A 16,131-nucleotide genomic window follows, 5' to 3' on the forward strand; every position below is an offset into this window, starting at 1 on the left:
GCTCGTGCACGAATTATCTGGTCACAAACTTATGCTTCCCGATTGACGCCTTGGAAAGTCTCAGCAAGTTGGTGTCAGAGGGGTATGAATGGCCGGCGGAATCAGTGCATCGACGGTCAAATCGTGGTTCCAGTATCGCTGTGAGCGCAAGACCCGTTACGACATCATGGAGCCGGCGGAGCAGTCGGCAATCCCACTGCTTGCCGATCAACGTGAGCAACTCTGGGCGCAGCTAGGCAACGCCTATGAGGACCGGATCGTCTTTTCGCGCGGACCCGCGATCTTGCGGCCTTTCGCGGGCAAAAAGGTTCTGACCGAAGAACAGACCCGGGGATTCCTGACTGGCGGCAAAGCCGAGCAGTTTGCCTGGCAGATGAACCTGCGCCCCAAATCGGCGCCGATGCTGCTTGCCGGGACGACCCTTCAAGTCCGCCAGACCAAGCCCGACTTGATCCGCGTCGATCGAAGAGGGACGCGGCCGGTATTCAGCGTCATCGATATCAAGGCGACCCGTAAGGCGACCGCCTTTCACAAGACGCAAGTCGCCTTCTATGTCCGGTTGCTCGAACTCGCGCTCAAGGAACTCGGTGTGGACGCCGTGATCGACGATCATGGCGAGGTCTGGCGCATTCCAGACAATGGCACCGCCGAGGGCGCGGATTATCAGGTCGAGCGCTTCTTACTCGCGCCCTATCTACGCATGGTCGATAAGTTCTGCCGCGAGCAGATCGGAGCAATCGCGTCCGTTCCCGTCGAACCGGGCTGGGGCGGCGACAAGACCTTCTTCCATGTCTACTTCAAATGTGAGCAGTGCAATTACCTGCCGCATTGCGAGCGCGCGATCGCGGCCGACTTACCTCCCGAGCGGCGCGACGTGTCTGCGGTCGCGGGCGTATCGCACGAGGCGAAACGCGCTCTTCACGCTAATGGCATTCGAACGGTCGCTGCTCTCGCTAAGGCTGAAGGCATCGGCCAGCGCGATGGGGTCGGCTGGACGCTCCAGCGGCGCGCTGATCAGTTGCGATTAAGGGCGCGCGCGCTGGTCGAGGCCCGCCCCATGCGCTCGCGCGAAGAGCATAGCTTCCTCATGCCGCCTCGGGTGGACATCGCGATCCACCTCGTCGTCGATCACGATCCCGTGGACGACATGCTAACTTCGATTGGCCTGCTGGTCCAAAAGGGCGGTGCCGATCAGCCAGTGATCGAGGTGATCGAACATGCGGGTCGCGCTGGTGAGGCCGACGCCATGTGCCGGATCTTCACCTTGCTGCTCGACGAGCTTGGCGCGATCGATGCGCATAATCGCGCTGCCCTGGACAGCGGCGCACCGACACTGACCACGCACATCTTCTTTTACGAGTCGGCCGAAGCGCAAAATCTGCAGCGTGCGATCGGGCGTCACCTGGACGATCCGCGTATCCGCGCCGGTTTGCTCCATATCGTGCGGATTTTCCCGCCGGAAGATGTCGTCCCCGAGCCTGAGTTTCGAGGCGCACACCATTTGCCGGCGACTGCGGTCCGCAACGTCGTCGAGCAACTCTACGCGCTTCCGGTGACGGTGTCCTACGACCTGCGCCAGGTATCGGCGGCTTTGGCCAACGCCGCGCTGATCGCAACGCCCTATCTGCCAGAGGCGGCCTTTGCCCGACCATTCTCCTCGCTGCTGTCTATCGAAGTGATACGAGGCCTTCGCGAAGGTCGCGCGGACAGCCCTGACGCTGCTGCGGTGGTCCGCGACGTCGCTGCTCGGCTCGCAGCGCTATCGTCGATCGTCGACTGGCTGTCCGCTGCCGATGCGGCTGAGCGTAGCGCGGGCGCGAGTGGATTGCTGCGCCTGAACAAAAAGCCCTTCATCTTCCATGCGAGCTTCGATCCGCTCGACGTGGTCGATCTCGATGTCTTGCGGGCAATGGAAGTCCTGGAAAGTCGTGCGGGACTGCTCGATGCGCTGATCGGGCTCGCGCAGCCAGCTTCGCAACGGCGCGATGCCGGAAGGTGCATTGCAGGCATGAAGATGACGGCAAACAAGCGCCATGGGGGCCGGCAACGCATGACTTTCCATGTGCCACCCGAAAGCCTGATGAGCGACGTCAGCGCCAGTGATTTCGGCTTGATCCTCACCGACGATGATCCCGACATGCGTCTCGATCCCACGGCGTGGGCAGATTGCGCAATCAAACTTTGGCGGCGTCGGCCGGATCGCCCCCAACGCTTCTTGACGCTCGACATGTCCGTCGCGAGCTTTGATGGCCCGGTGTTCCAGCAAATGTTCAACCGCTCTGCCGACAAGCCGGTCTGGCATATCGATCGGAGTTTCACGGACATTAACGGCCCGCGCGCGGCCGCCTATATCGGCGCGCTGATCGGATCGACCCAGCCATGAGTGCAAGCGACGACGTTCTGGAGTTCCTCCGCGACCTCCCTGCATTCGCGCGCGGCGCGGACGCGCCTGAGGTCTGGCTGGCGGCGCTCGAGCAATTCGCCGAACCGATGTTGGCGGCGGCCGGAGACTTTCCGCTGCGGGAGGCGCAGGTCTCAGCCTGGCGCGGGCTCGCAAGCGAGCGTGCAGGCCTGATCCTCGGCCCGCCCGGTACCGGCAAGACCCATCTGCTGGCTTGGCTGGTTCTTGGCTATGTCCTCGCATGCCAGGCAGCGGGAAGGCCGTGTCGGGTGCTCGTCAGCGCATTCACTCGTGCAGCGATCGGCAATCTGCTCGACAGCGTCGCCAAGCGCGTCGGTGCGTACGGCGTCGAGCTTCCGCTCGTCTATCTGGGCTCGGCGCCGCCCGACGGCCTGGCGGGCGGTATTCTCCACATCGAGCGGACCGGCCCCGCTGGTCTGAAGGATGCGGTCGACCGAATCAGAGCGCCGCATCTGGTGGTCGGAGCATCGGTCTGGACCATCTACAAGCTTCTTCATAGTGGCCGACTTCCCGGTGCGAGCGGTATGTTCGCGCCTGCCTTCGACCTCATCTGCATCGACGAAGCATCACAAATGCCGCTCGGGCACGGTCTGATCGCGCTTGGTGCGCTGGCGCCGGCGGGACGGGTGGTGGTCGCAGGGGACAACAAGCAATTACCGCCGATACGCGTCTCACGCGCGGTCGAGATCGAAGGGCGCAATCTCGGCGGCTCGCTCTACGAATATCTCAAATCCGCTGAAGCGCGCGAGTTCGCGCTCGAAGAGACCTTTCGCCTCAACGAACCGCTCACCCGGTTTCCGGAAGCTAATTTCTATCAGGGCAAGTTTCGCTCGACCGACGAGACCAAAGCCCGTCGTCTGCCACTCGCGCAAGGCTGGGCATCGAATCTGACCGAGTGGGAACGCGTCGTCTTGGACCCCGACTGGCCCATCTGCGTCCTTGTGCATGAAGGGCCGAGCGCTGCGACACGTAACCCATTCGAAGCCGGCATAGTAGCACGGCTAACCAAAGTGCTCCGCGCATCGATCCTCGGCGAGTCGGGGACGGCACCCTGCGACGCACGGGAGTTCTGGCGCGAGCGTATGGCGGTCGTCAGCCCGCACCGTGCGCACAATCAGGAGATCGCCGCACTCCTCTCAAGTGATGGAGAAGTTCCGTTCGTCGAAACCGTCGATCGCATCCAGGGCAAGGAACGTGACTGTGTCATCCTCTCCTACTGCGTCGCTGATCCGGAGTTTGCGCTAGCAGAGGCGGCCTTCATCTTTAGTCCCGAGCGGCTCAATGTCGCCACGACCCGAGCGCGCAGCAAACTGATCGTGCTCATAAGCCGCAAGCTTCTCGAGGCGACGCCGTCTGACCAGGATGCCCTCGATCAAGCAGAGTTAATGCGCGAGTTCGTCGCCTCCTGCGCGCCTAAGGGAAAAATTGCTGTTCAGGACGCGGCCGGACGCTCGATCGGCATCGAAGTGATGGTCAGCGGCTTTGATGAAACGCCGGTACTTGCCGACCTGAAACCCGAACCTGTCGCTATCCCAGCCGCCGGAATGGCCCCAGCGCTTCAGGCGGTCTACGATGCCGTCGATCAACTGAGCCTGGGGAGCAGCTTCAACAACGTAGCGTTCGGCCGCCTCCGGCAACATCTCGCGCGGGACGAACGCTCTGTTTTTACCGATCTTGTCTCGCTGCATCATCTGGGGTGGATCTCCCTGCAGCAGCGCTCGGGCAATAACGGCCCCTGGTGGGCTGCCCAGCCGTTTCCGCAGCCCCGCCGTGTGTTCACGCACGACGATCCCGACTTTGCGCTTCGGGTCGAGGAAGCGATCATCGGCGCGCGCAGCGGTCGCAAAGCCCCATATTACGACCGGGTCCGGGAACGTTTCGCGTGGATGACGAAGGAGGGAGACGACCAGCTCTTCCGCCACCTTCAAGATCTGGCCCAAACCGGCTTCATCCGCCTCATGAGCGAAGGCGGAGGCATCCGAGTCGAACTGGCCGAGCGCCGGCGGCAAGCAGAAGCGCCTGACAGCGCCGCCCTCCCTGAACTCAGCGATGACGACTTCATCGTCCTGAACGCGCTTGAGGCGATCGAAGCGGACCAGATCAATTTCGGGATTCTCGAGAGCTGGATCTCACCGCAGCGGCTTGCAGACATACTCGAACGGCCTCGCTCCGCAGTCGGTCTGTCGGTAGGACGGCTCGTGGCGCATGGCTATGCGATGCTCGCCGAGGAACAGCGACTGCGCAGTCGCATGGGAGAACTCGCTCGCGAACTGCGCTATGTTAAACAGCGCTTCCGTCAGGACGACGCCAGTGCCCGACCGTATCTCGTGCGCAGCCTCAAGGTGGAGCTTCGTGATCGGAACAAGCCCAACCGCGATGTAAAGCTCGCTGGCGTGTTGGAAGGCCTTCGCACCCGCTTCGCTGCCAAGCCTGACGTTCTGCGCGCGCTTGATGGCGTTGCCGCAATGCTGGCCGGGCAATGGGGCGACGATCCGGCCATCGCGGGCTTCCAAAAACGTGCTTTCGACGAAATCCTCACTGCTTGGCACGGCGACGGCAGTACACAGATCGTTATTTCGGCCGACACCGGCTCGGGCAAGACCGAAGCGGCTTGCTTGCCAATGATCACCGCCGCTGCGGCAGACCGACTGGCGGGAATGCAGGGTACGCGCGCAGTCATCGCCTATCCTCGCGTGCGCCTTGCCGCGAACCAGGCACAGCGGCTCACCAAATATCTAGCCGCCCTCAACGCGATCGATGGAATGCCGTTGCTCACGATAGGGCTTCAAGTCGCTGCCGTGCCGCGCCGGTTCGATCGTCTCCACGCCGACGATGTCGCGCGAGGCTGGCGGACCGCCGCGCCGGGCAAGTTGGATTTCCCCTTCTTCGGCTGTCCGGAATGCGAAGCCCCGCTACTTCTCGACATTGCTGCCGGTGAAGAGGGTGCGGATCGGCTCGACTGTCTAGGGTGTGGTTGGCGCTTCAACGGATGGGTCGGCTCCAAGGCTGGTTTGATGCAGGCGCCGCCCGCTTTCTTCCTGCCAACGACGGACTCGCTCCACCAATGGATGCACAATCCCGACTACGGCCGCATCTTCGGGGATCAGCCCGGCTTCGCCGCTCCGCGCGCTGTGTTGGCAGATGAAATTCATCTCTTTTCGCACATTCACGGTGCTCAAGTTGGACATGCGTTCCGCCGCCTTATCCACCGGGCCACGGTCAATGCGGGCGGTATGGCGCCGCTCGCAATTGGCATGAGCGCGACGCTTGGCGACCCCGCGATGGCATGGGGCCGCTTAATCGGAAATGATGCGGTGACTGCGATCCGGCCGCTTCCAACGGAAAGCGATACCAATCCGCGCGGTCGCGAATATTTCTTCTTCATCCAGCCTGAGGTCGAGTCGCGCGGAAGCGATATCGCGGGCGCATCGACGACGATCCAGTCCGTGATGTGTCTTGCGCATGGCATGCGCCGTCGCACGGGCAAGGCCGGCGGATACCGCTCGCTCGTCTTCCTCGATTCGATCGACAAGCTCCGGCGCATGCACAGCGCCTTTGTCGATGCCGAGGAAGAGCAGAATCTGTTTGCACTGCGAACCGAACGCTATCCGGATGACCCGGTGACCGGGACCCCGCAGCGCGAATGCTGCAGGCAGCCGCATGGCTGCGATCGGTTCGAAGACGGCGAATGCTGGTTCTTTGCCGCGACCGACAAATTTCAGATCACCACCCACGGCGCGCTCCAGCCAGGCTCTCCGCTGCAGGTGGCGAACCAGCCGATCTCGTCTGCAACGGAAGGCAAGGTCGACGCGCTGATCAAGTCGAGCGACATCCTGTTTGCGACCTCTTCGCTCGAAGTGGGGTTCGATGACCCCGATATGACGATGGTCTTTCAGCATTACGCTCCTCAGAGCCTCGCCAGCTTCATCCAGCGCAAAGGACGCGGCGGCCGCGGCATCGACGATCGGCCGATGACTGGCGTCACATTGTCTCTCTATTCGCCCCGCGACAGTTGGTGGTTTAATCATCCGCGCGAGATGATCGAGCCCCCCAGCTTCGACGTGCCGATCAATCCGGATAACCATTTCGTCGTACGCGGTCAGGTGCTCGCAACGATGTTGGACGGCCTGGCCGCTTATGCGTCGCGCACCGGTGCCCCCGCGCTCGATCTCCAGGGCAAACCAACGCAAGCGGCTTTGGCGAACGCTGAGGCCTTTGTTGTGGATCTGTTTGGCGCGGACATTGCCGATCGGCTTGACCTTGGCTCGCTGGCCGAGTTTTGGGAGAAGGCAGGCGCGAATCTGGCCGGTGCTGATCTCGACGAACGCCGGCGTATTCCTGACCTGCGAGCAGCCCTGGAGTGGGTGCCACAGCGCCTGTTCGACACAATCAACCTGCCTGAACTTTATGCGCGAACAGGGAGCGCCGGCGAGGGCAAGCGCGAGGACATCATGCTGGGCCTCGCCGCTACGGCGCCGGGCAATGTCACGCGCCGTTTTCACCCGACCGAAGCCTATTGGCTACCGCCCACCAATGGACGCGCGCCGTGGCTCGGTGCCGATGATTTCGCTGCGGCCGAACGCTGGCCCTATCAAGCGGGAGCGGATGCGTTGCGTGCCGAACTTCCGCTGGAGGGGCGCGAGCGGGTCGGTGATCGGCTACTCCCGGAGTTTGCCCGACCGCGACAGATCAGTCTGGAAAAGCTCGGCTTCTTCGTGGGGGCCGATTGGCAAACACGCTGGATCTGCGAGGTGACTGGTGAAGGGCCGGTCATTCGCCACTCAGAGGATCTGCAGCTTCGCCCTCGCCGGATCTCGCACGAATCGCGCGGCGTGCTGCGTGGCTTTCCGATCGTCGCGGCAAAAGTCGACAAGGGGCGGACGCTCGACTTGGGCGGGGCTGAGACCTGGCTGAAGAACCTGTCCACCTATGTCGGCGACGGCTTGGGTCGGGCGAATTCGGGCCTCGCGGTCTTGCGACTATATTGGGGCGCCGACAGTGAGATCCGCGTTGAGGACCGCCGCGAAGATCCTGTGGTATTCAGCCAGACCTTCACTGCGCCAGGGACCGACGACACGCTCCTCCATGGCTTCCATGTCTCGACAGAAGGCGTCCAATTCCGTCTCGACAGCGCGCGCCTCGATGCGTTCGTGGCGGAAGAGCGTGTACGCCTTGCAGATGCCGCGCCAGACCGGCGTTGGTTCATGAACCAATGGATGCGCCACTTGGTCGAGGCACGGGCGCGGGCAATCGGCATGAACGGGTATGAGGCGCAGCGCGGCGCCGAGCTTTTCGCCGCGGCCGCCGGCGAACCAACGCTGCGCAAGCGCCTCAATACGCTCTTATCCTATTGGGACGCGGACGATCTTGCCGCCTTGTTCGAGGATACGCGGGCAACGCTGCTCAGCCAGCATCCGCTGCTGAGCGCACGGCGTGTCCAGCGAGTGGCGGCAGCGCTTGGCAGCTTTGCCTTCAGGGACATGTTCAAGGCAGTCCTTGCCGAGATGAAGGACGATCAAGCCTTCTCCGGATATCTGCGCACTTTGGTGCTGCACAGCATCGCCCAACGCCTTAAGCTTGGCTTTCTCCTTAGTGGCGGAGGCGATGACCGGCGCGTCGTCTCGCACGTCAAACTGCCCGTGCAGTTCGGCGCGGAAATTCCGACCGAAAGCGCGGACGTGATCACGATCGCCGAGCTTGGCGAATTGGGCGACGGTACGACACGCGCGTTCGAAGCGAACCTAACCAACTTCGCGCAGCTTCTGACCGAAGGTTTCCTCACCCGATGCCCGGCCGCAGAAGAAGACGCACTTGCGGCGCGTTTCTTTGCATCGCCTGCCGAGCACGCTTCCTGGCGCGCCATGGATCCGACGCGCGCTGATCACCTCGCAGAGATCGCGCACGCACTTGGTCGCGCGGACGGTAGGTTACCCGCCGCCATGATAAGGACTTTGTTCGGCCATGAAGAAATAGGTGCAAACCAGTTCGCGCTCTACGATCTCGCCACCGAGATCGAACAGGTGGTCGCCACTTTGTTCACCCGCGGCGGCCGTGAGCCCACAGCTTGGGAAGTGACGAGTGCCGCGGTCGGCCAGGCAGAAGCGGGCAGCGGCGAGCTAGGCCGCTTGCTTGAGGCGTATCGCGGCGTGGATCACGCAAATCTTGATGACAGCCTCAGTCCGGAGATGCGGCTGGCGGATCAGGTTTATCGGCTCGCGGCACGTCAATGCGTCGACGGATGCCGCGCCTGCCTTCATCTGGAGAGCGATCTGATGACACAATCGCTCATGGCGAGTTCCGTCAGTCGGCGCTTGCTCACGCGCTTCCTAGAAAAGCCGGACGTCTAGTCGATCGGCTGAACGGTGAACTGATCGAGGGCTCCTTGCTCGCCCAACCAGGCAAGTACCTTGGGTGTAACCAAGGATAGCTTGACGCTCCCCTTGGTCGCAAAACCGGTCAAAAACGCATCCACTTCGAGATCGCTCGCGAGTTCGGTAAGATCGTTGGTCAGCGCCTCGCGGGCATCCTGCAGGGCCTTGAGTTTGTCCGGCAGCGAAACACTGGCAGTCGCCAGTCCCGAACTCATGACACGCAACCGGCCAATTGCGTTCGCCACCTCGTCGCGCCCAAGGCGCCGAAGCAACTTCTCAAGCGCGCTCAGCGGCAGCACATGGTCGCGCGTATAAAGTTCGGTAAGCGCCAGCACCGAGCGGTTCAGCGAGTTAACGGCGGGTTCGAGCCTTTTCACATCGCGTACGACCGCTTCAAGGTGCTCGGGCTCGGACGCGGCCTCCATCGTCTCGCCCAGGTCGAGAACGGTTTCCGTTGCTTCTTTGATTTCGGTGGCGCGCTGAAGAACATAGCCGGGAAGCAGCGCGTAGCTGGCGCTCAACGCTTTGAGGCGCTCAACCCGCTGCGGCACCTCTGCACTGGCGGTAACCGCCAGGTTCAAGACCTTCCCGAGATGCTGCTGGCTGACGGCACTCCTGAGATGGGGCAACGCCGCCTCCAAGCGCTCCAAAGGGTCCATGGTCTCGGTCATGTTTCCCTCGCCGCATTGAGATAGGCCGTTATTTCGTTTGCGGCAGCAACTAGCGCGGCACCGTGTGCGTGGACCCCTTCGAGCCCTGCTACAGGCCCTGATTGCTCGACTGTAGCCCTAGCCGCGTCGGCAAGGAGTGTGACGACGGCTTCTCCTGCTGTGAAGGCAACTAACACCGTCTCGAGATCCGCTGACTGCGCCATGACCAGCGATGCGAGGGTCTCTGAGGGCGATGCAGGTTCGTCGCTGAAATCGTCCGGGAATGCATCCGCCTCTTCCGCCGCGCAGAACAGAGTAAGCGTCTTTTGAAGATCGCGGGCCCCGTCGGCGAGCGTTCCCTGGACGCCTTCATAGGCAGACTTCCACTCACGGACCCTATCGAAAGCGACTCCGGGCAACGCCTGGCTTGCCGCTACCACGGCCTGGTCGACTCGTTCGCTATGCGCGCGAAGCGAGCGCCCGCGCAGCAGGCCAAGGAGCTTCTCCGACCTATCAGCCAGCCGTCGCTGTTCGTTATTCATCATCGCCGGCAGCGCTTCGTGCGCGTTTACGAGTTGCCCGGCCGCAGTCTCGATGATCCTGCGCGACTCGATATGCTTCACTTTCGTCGGAACGTCGCTGAATTCTAGAGTCCGGATCAGCGTCACAATGGCCCTAGCCGCCACGCCAGAAGCGAGCCCAAACTCCCTAGATTCGCCTTGAGGCAGGCTCAAGCTTTCGCGCAGCAATGTGCGCAAGGCGGCATGCTGTTGCGCAGTTCCGCTTAGCAGGGTTTGCCACTTGATCGTGCGAGAGGCTGGCGCGCTCTCGGCAATACCCTCGTCCTGCAACAGCACTCGCCATTGTTCGGCGGGGGTGGCCGTCGGCAGAACCGTGCCGCGCAACCAAGCGCGAACCAGCAAAATCTGGGCAGCGGCGACAGCCGGCCGCCACGGGGCGCCCTGCTTCGTCTCGCCGAGCACCTTGTCGATATAAGCAAAGATATGCCGCTTCAGATGCCGTAGCATCCTGGCAAGTCGTGCCTGGCGGAACTCGATCTCGTTGGCTGTCGCCGGCGCGTTCGCCTCGATTTCCGCATACGCCGCCAGCCCGTCCTGAAGCCAGGCTTCCGCCGGCAGGAGTAACACGCCTTCGCGTGCTGTCGCGGTCCCCTCGATCTTGAGCGTCGGAGCCTGGATCAATCTACCCCAAATCCAGCCGTCATAACCTGCCGTCCGAGGGTCGATCTGATCGGCAATCCGGAAAAGTGCGTCGTTCCACTCATTTGGATTCTGGAGCTTCCCGCCATCCTTGCGCCACTGCTGGATGTTCGCCGGATCTAGACGAAGCTTGGCCTGCCGCACGGTAGTTGAAGGTGCTGGTTTTGCGCTCGCTGTCGGCGTCGCGCTCGCTGCCTCGGGAAGCGGTTGCACCACGATCGTGTCGGGCGCGCTTGCATCGAGCGGCACGATCGGCGCCGGCGCGGGGGGGGGCGGCGGCGCGGCAACCTCCGGCTGGATCACAAGCGCTTCGATTGGCACGACCACCGCATCGCCCGGTTCGCCGCCCAGCCAAGGCAACCGGAATGCGTCGAACACGGCTTGCGGGACACCATGAAAGGCGAGCTGTCCGTCGGCCTCGAGTGTCGTCTGCAAGTCCCCGGTCGCACCCCAGAAGGTCATGGTTCGCCGGAGCCGCTCGCGTTCCGTCTCGTCCTGGCCACGCGCTTGTAACAACCGGTCGAGCGCACCCGAGGCGTAGCGCGTGCGCGGATCGAAGGCGCGAACTTCGACATTTGCGCCGGGATAGGCACCCGCATTGAGCATCCCGGGCTGTCTGAGGCTGGGAGAGAGGATCGATTGGATCACGCCGCGCGGCGTCTTCCACGTCCGCCGCTGATCCTGCTCGTTCAGCGCATTAAAGAACCCATCAAGTGCCTTTGGTGTGAATGGAAAGAAGCCGATGCCATCGATCGCTCCAAAGGCGGCATGGCACACCTCCACGCGCGGACACTCGGGGCAAGGATTGGGCGGCGCACGATCGGGCTCGGTGCGCCGTACCTCGCGCCATGCCTTAAGGTTTTCCGGCCCCGCGCGCGTTGCCGCGAGATAGCGGGTAACGAAGCGCTGGCGATCGATGGAATCGCGCATCATTGCGACGTCCTGGATGCCATCCTCGCCTTCGCCCAGGCTGATCTTGTGGGTGATGCGGTCCTGATAGTTGGTCCGTAGCGTGGTATCGTAATAGTCCGGTGTGAGTCCGACCACCGAGACCAGATCGCACTGATCGCGCGAATCTTCGTCGTCGCTGCGGGTTTCTGCATTGGTCGTCAGCACGTCGATCAGGCTGTCATCCAAGCCTTCCCAACTGGTGATGTCCTCGAGCAACAGCACGAGCCGCTCGCCCCGGGCGCGCAAGGCGCGTCTGACCTCTCGGAAAAGCTTCTTGAGACTCTCCGAGGTGACGCCAACGACATGCTGGATGGCATCGTTCTTCCGCAGATTAAGCGCTTTGGCAAAGGCCAGGTGCTGGGGGATCTTCGATCCAAGCTCGCGAACCACCCGATCTGCATCCCAGCCTGCTTCGCGCGCGTCCTCGATATCGACCGATTCACCGATGAGCGCCGACCGCAGATTTTGCGTCTTCGAGGATTTCAGATCGTTACGGTCGACCAGTTCGATCAGGTCATACACGTCGAATACGTTGAAGCGCGCGGACTCGGAATTTCGCTCGCCGTCCTTCCCCGAGATCAGCCGCAGAATGCGGCGGGGTGCGTCCCACTGCTCTTCGACATTGTCGGGTCGGAGCATTTGTGCCGGATGCCAGCGCTCGCACCATTCATGATCGGCCGGTGGCCGCTCATAATGGTCGGGCTTGAGCGCCTGAAACAGGTTCGAGTGAAAGGTCCGTGCCCTCCCCGCTTCGGCAACCTTCTGTTTCGTTCCAAGCCCGTCGAACAGTTCCTTAAACTCGCTTGGCAACCGCTCGCGCAATTGCGCGAGTGCGCCCTCGAGGCTGCCGTCTGAGCGCTGGAGTAGCAACGGCCGATCCAACCCATTATCCGGCCAGTTGACATAGAGCCAACGGATCAAATGGGATTTACCCGACCCCGGCTCGCCTTCGACCACGCAAAAGGCGTGGTGGACGCTTGGCGGCGCAAGCGCTTCCAGCACGCCGCGCTCGTCATGTGTTCGAATCTCGTCCGCCCGCCCGCCGCTGACCGAAAAGCCCCGGATCGGTGAATGCGTCGCGAGGAAGATCGCCTCGTTGCCCTCGAGCGCTTCAACCCGAAACATCGCGGCCGCGGATTCCGCACTCCAGCACGCGGCGCCAAGCGAAAGCTCAAGCATCAAGGGCGCTCCCGTTAAGGATCACAGCGTTGAAGGCCCGGATGTCGGCGAACGCATCGCTTGCCAGCTTTGCCGCCACCTGCGCATCGCCGCGCGGCACGACAAGACGGATGACGCCATCTTCGTGCAAGTCTCGTAGCGCTGCGCTCAGAAGGCGTGAAATCGTCGTTCCTGGAACATGCCCCATCCGCTTGGCCGCCGCTAGAAACAATGTGCCCCTGTCGAGATATGGCAAGGTTGACGCGACCCAATCAAGCAGCGCGTCGGGGGAAATAGCCTCGCCACGTGCCAGATCGCTTCCTCGAAGCGCGCGATGAAGGCGTTGGGTCACCGAAAGTAACGTCGTTCTCGAGGCAATCGACTCATTCAGGCCGACAAACTCCACCCAACGCATCCAGGTCGCGTGCCGCGAAGTATTATAGCGCTGATCCGCGGTCTCCACCGCGCGCGGTTTGAGCGATCGTGTGAACAAGTCCGCGATCTGCGCGGCGGTCAGATCGCTCAGCCATTGCCGGTTCCCGCGCAGTTCGGTCTCGACTACCGCACAGGCGAATGCATCGAGAATATCGGCATCTGACGACTGTTCCGGCTGCGCCAGCAAAAAGCTGTGCACGAGGTCGGTAAATCCCGCAATATTGGAGGGCAGCGAAGGCACGGCCAACGCGACCGTATCCCTGCTGGTCTCGATGAGACCGAGTCCTGAAGCGGCCTGCAGCGCCTGGTTGACGAGGCCTCGATCGTTGCGGTCACGAGTGGCGTCGGTCACCCCATCCCAGCGCGGCTTGAGCCATTGCTCGAGCTCCGGTCGAGCAATCGTTCCGCCATGGGCGTCGATCACGGTCACGATCGCCCAGAGCCTTTCAGGTGTCCCCTGCGTTGCTGCGAGCAAAGCCATTAGTGAAGGCTCCCTTCAACCTGGTCGCGCGTCAGTGCCGCAAGCACAGCGATATCATAGGGCGCAGTGCGCGAGGCGATCTGCGCTAGTGGCCGCCCTTCGAAGGTGAGGCCACGCGACCCAACGATGACGAGCGTTTGCCCAGGGAAGCGGTGAACGAAGGCGCGGCTGCGCTGCCATAGACCCACACCAATCTCGTCATCGCGCGGCAGGAAAAGCGCCGTTGGCATGTCCAGCACCTCTAGCGCCGCGTAACCAAACCATTCGTGATGCTCCGTCACCAGCCCCAGACCCGAACCCTGTGCAAGTCTATCCGCGCACGCAGGACCTTCGCCATCCGGTACGACATATTGGAGGATGCCCAGTCGATCGAGCACCCCCAGCGCGGTCGGAAGTTCGGCAGTGAGGTCATCGCATTCAACGAAAGTCGGGCCTGTGGCGAGTTGCCCTGACGCGGCACAGGCAATCTGCCAAATGTCCTTGCCGCCGCTGCAATGCATGTTGCGCGGGGCACGCTGCCCCTTACGGCGACAGGGCGGGCACCGCCCGCAATCCGGCGTCTCTGCAAGCGGATCGATCAGTCGATAGACCGCGGCCAGCACGCAATCCGCCGCCGATGGTGGCGTACGCATCACCTTAAGGAAGGCGCGAAACTCGCCCAGCGCCTCCGCTTGTTCGCCGTCGCGCAAAAGCGTCAGGCGTTCCCACAGCACGTCCTGCGCAGCCTCATTAGCAAACAGTGCGTCTTCGAGGATCTCCGCTTCCCAGAATGTCGCGTCGGATCCACGGTCTCGGACTTGCGTGATTCTGAGCGCATCTGCGCGTTGCATCAGGTTAAGCAAACTCATGTTCCAGCGGCGATTATAGTCGCTGCTTTCGCCCTTGAGTTCCTCGTGCATCGCATCGATATCGAATTGCGCCAGCCGTTTGGCCCCGGACCAGGAGATCAAATGTTGCCGCTCGGCAAGTGCCCGCATCTTGCGCCAGCGCAGCCGCGCCTTTTCGATCGTCAGCCATGACCCTGCCGCCATTCCGGCGGCCTGGCTCTCGTCGTCGCGGGTCCTCTCGCCGCTTTTGAAACGGCCATCCGCCGACTGCCGTGTCCAGACGCTGAGCGCGATCCCTTGATGGCCATCGCGCCCGGAGCGGCCGATCTCCTGATAGTAGCGGGCAGGGCTTTCCGGGATCCCGACATGAAGAATCGTGCGGACATCGGCCTTGTCGATGCCCATTCCAAACGCAGAGGTCGCGACAATTAGATCGAGCTCGTCGTCCGCCCAAGCCTCGATCACCGTCTGGCGAAGCCGCGTGTCGGTCAGCGCGCCCGTGAAGACGGCCAGCCGCGCATAGTCGCGCTTCCGCAACGTCGCTGCTAATGTCTCGGCATGTTCAACCTGGTTAGTGTAGACGATCGTTGGCCGCGGCGCGTGGTCGATTAAGCGGAGCAGCAGGTCGTCTCGTTCCTCGTTAGACGCGACTGACATTGCCGCGAGATCGAACTCATAGCGTGGAACGCCGGCATGGACTTCGAGCCACAGCCCACCTTGATACGCTTGGCGCAGCACGGCGCGGGCCGCCGGTCCAAGCGTGGCAGACAACAGCATGGTACGTAACGCGGGATTGCGCTCTCGCAATTCTCCGACGAGCGCAGGCAGACGCTGAAAATCGGGGCGGAAGCTTCGGCCCCAACTCTCAATAATATGCGCTTCATCGACGACAAAGCCGCTGAGATGCGCGTTCACACCGGGCGCTTTTTGATCAGGCGAGGTCGCCGCATCTAGCAGCTCTTCGCGCGCCGACGTGAAAGCAATTTCGGGCGAGAGGATCAGCACCGGAACTTCGCCACGCCGAAACGCATCGAGCAGATCACGCCGCTCGTTCGCATTCAACTGCCCCGTTATCGCGCGGCTATTCTCCAAGCCGGGGATCTTCTTGAGCGACCGTTCATGGTCTAGCGCAAGCGCCACCGTCGGGGTGATCAGGGCGATGCAGGCCCTGCCTTGCGATGGCCAAAGGCTTGGCGCGGATTGAAATAGCAGACTCTTCCCCGTGCCCGTCGGCATCGACACCATGAGTGTCGCGCCTGGTGGCATCGTCGCCACAGCCCTCAATGCAGCCTTTTGCGTCTCGCAGCGATACTCCTGGTGCTGTGACAGGCGGAGCAGCATCGCATCGGGCGGCGACGTGCGGTATGGGCGACGCGGCGCGCTATCGAGTGCGAGCGCCTCGGCGAAATCCGCGGGAAGGTCTGGCGGCCTTCCGTCCAACCGGACGATATTTCCGTTCAGCGAAAGGCCGAAGCGAGAGAGTGTCGCGCGCTCGCGATCGCTCAATTCAAGACCGGCGCTGGCTAGATCGAGGACGTTATCCGAGAGGCGCACCCACTCACGCAACAGCGCAAGTCGATCACCCGCCGCTTGAGCCACGAAGAAGGCCTTGGCCG

General features: G+C 62.6%; 6 protein-coding genes. 2 read left to right on the plus strand and 4 right to left on the minus strand.

The window, feature by feature from the left end; all coding sequences use genetic code 11:
* Nucleotides 1-88: 88 nt before the first annotated feature.
* Complete coding sequence (locus tag NMP03_RS15410; protein ID WP_256506372.1) at nt 89-2,383, plus strand: hypothetical protein; 2,295 nt, start codon at nt 89-91, stop codon at nt 2,381-2,383.
* Complete coding sequence (locus NMP03_RS15415) at nt 2,380-8,769, plus strand: AAA domain-containing protein (protein WP_256506373.1); 6,390 nt, start codon at nt 2,380-2,382, stop codon at nt 8,767-8,769. Before NMP03_RS15410 ends, NMP03_RS15415 begins: the two co-directional genes overlap by 4 nt.
* On the opposite strand, the gene NMP03_RS15420 is transcribed toward NMP03_RS15415, so the two are convergent.
* From NMP03_RS15420 to NMP03_RS15435, 4 genes are read right to left on the minus strand one after another with little or no spacing between them, the layout of a single operon-like run.
* Nucleotides 8,766-9,464, minus strand: a complete 699-nt coding sequence (locus NMP03_RS15420; RefSeq protein WP_256506374.1) for a hypothetical protein — start codon at nt 9,462-9,464, stop codon at nt 8,766-8,768. The two genes, NMP03_RS15415 and NMP03_RS15420, sit on opposite strands and share 4 nt — an antisense overlap.
* Nucleotides 9,461-12,793, minus strand: a complete 3,333-nt coding sequence (locus NMP03_RS15425) for a hypothetical protein (protein WP_256506375.1) — start codon at nt 12,791-12,793, stop codon at nt 9,461-9,463. The genes NMP03_RS15420 and NMP03_RS15425 overlap by 4 nt, the downstream gene beginning before the upstream one ends.
* The gene (locus tag NMP03_RS15430; protein ID WP_256506376.1) at nt 12,786-13,688 is read right to left on the minus strand and encodes a hypothetical protein; all 903 of its coding nucleotides are present in this window, start codon (nt 13,686-13,688) and stop codon (nt 12,786-12,788) included. Before NMP03_RS15430 ends, NMP03_RS15425 begins: the two co-directional genes overlap by 8 nt.
* The gene (locus tag NMP03_RS15435) at nt 13,688-16,081 is read right to left on the minus strand and encodes a helicase-related protein (protein WP_256506377.1); all 2,394 of its coding nucleotides are present in this window, start codon (nt 16,079-16,081) and stop codon (nt 13,688-13,690) included. Before NMP03_RS15435 ends, NMP03_RS15430 begins: the two co-directional genes overlap by 1 nt.
* Nucleotides 16,082-16,131: the final 50 nt, after the last annotated feature.

It is taken from the genome of Sphingomonas qomolangmaensis, assembly GCF_024496245.1.
GTDB classification, from domain to species: domain Bacteria; phylum Pseudomonadota; class Alphaproteobacteria; order Sphingomonadales; family Sphingomonadaceae; genus Sphingomonas; species Sphingomonas qomolangmaensis.

What these genes read in the sequence shown, in the direction of transcription:
- NMP03_RS15425 (WP_256506375.1), bottom strand. Translation starts at nt 12,793, where the DNA reads ATGCTTGAGCTTTCGCTTGGCGCCGCGTGCTGGAGTGCGGAATCCGCG.
- NMP03_RS15415 (WP_256506373.1), top strand. Translation starts at nt 2,380, where the DNA reads ATGAGTGCAAGCGACGACGTTCTGGAGTTCCTCCGCGACCTCCCTGCA.
- NMP03_RS15420 (WP_256506374.1), bottom strand. Translation starts at nt 9,464, where the DNA reads ATGACCGAGACCATGGACCCTTTGGAGCGCTTGGAGGCGGCGTTGCCC.
- NMP03_RS15430 (WP_256506376.1), bottom strand. Translation starts at nt 13,688, where the DNA reads ATGGCTTTGCTCGCAGCAACGCAGGGGACACCTGAAAGGCTCTGGGCG.
- NMP03_RS15410 (WP_256506372.1), top strand. Translation starts at nt 89, where the DNA reads ATGGCCGGCGGAATCAGTGCATCGACGGTCAAATCGTGGTTCCAGTAT.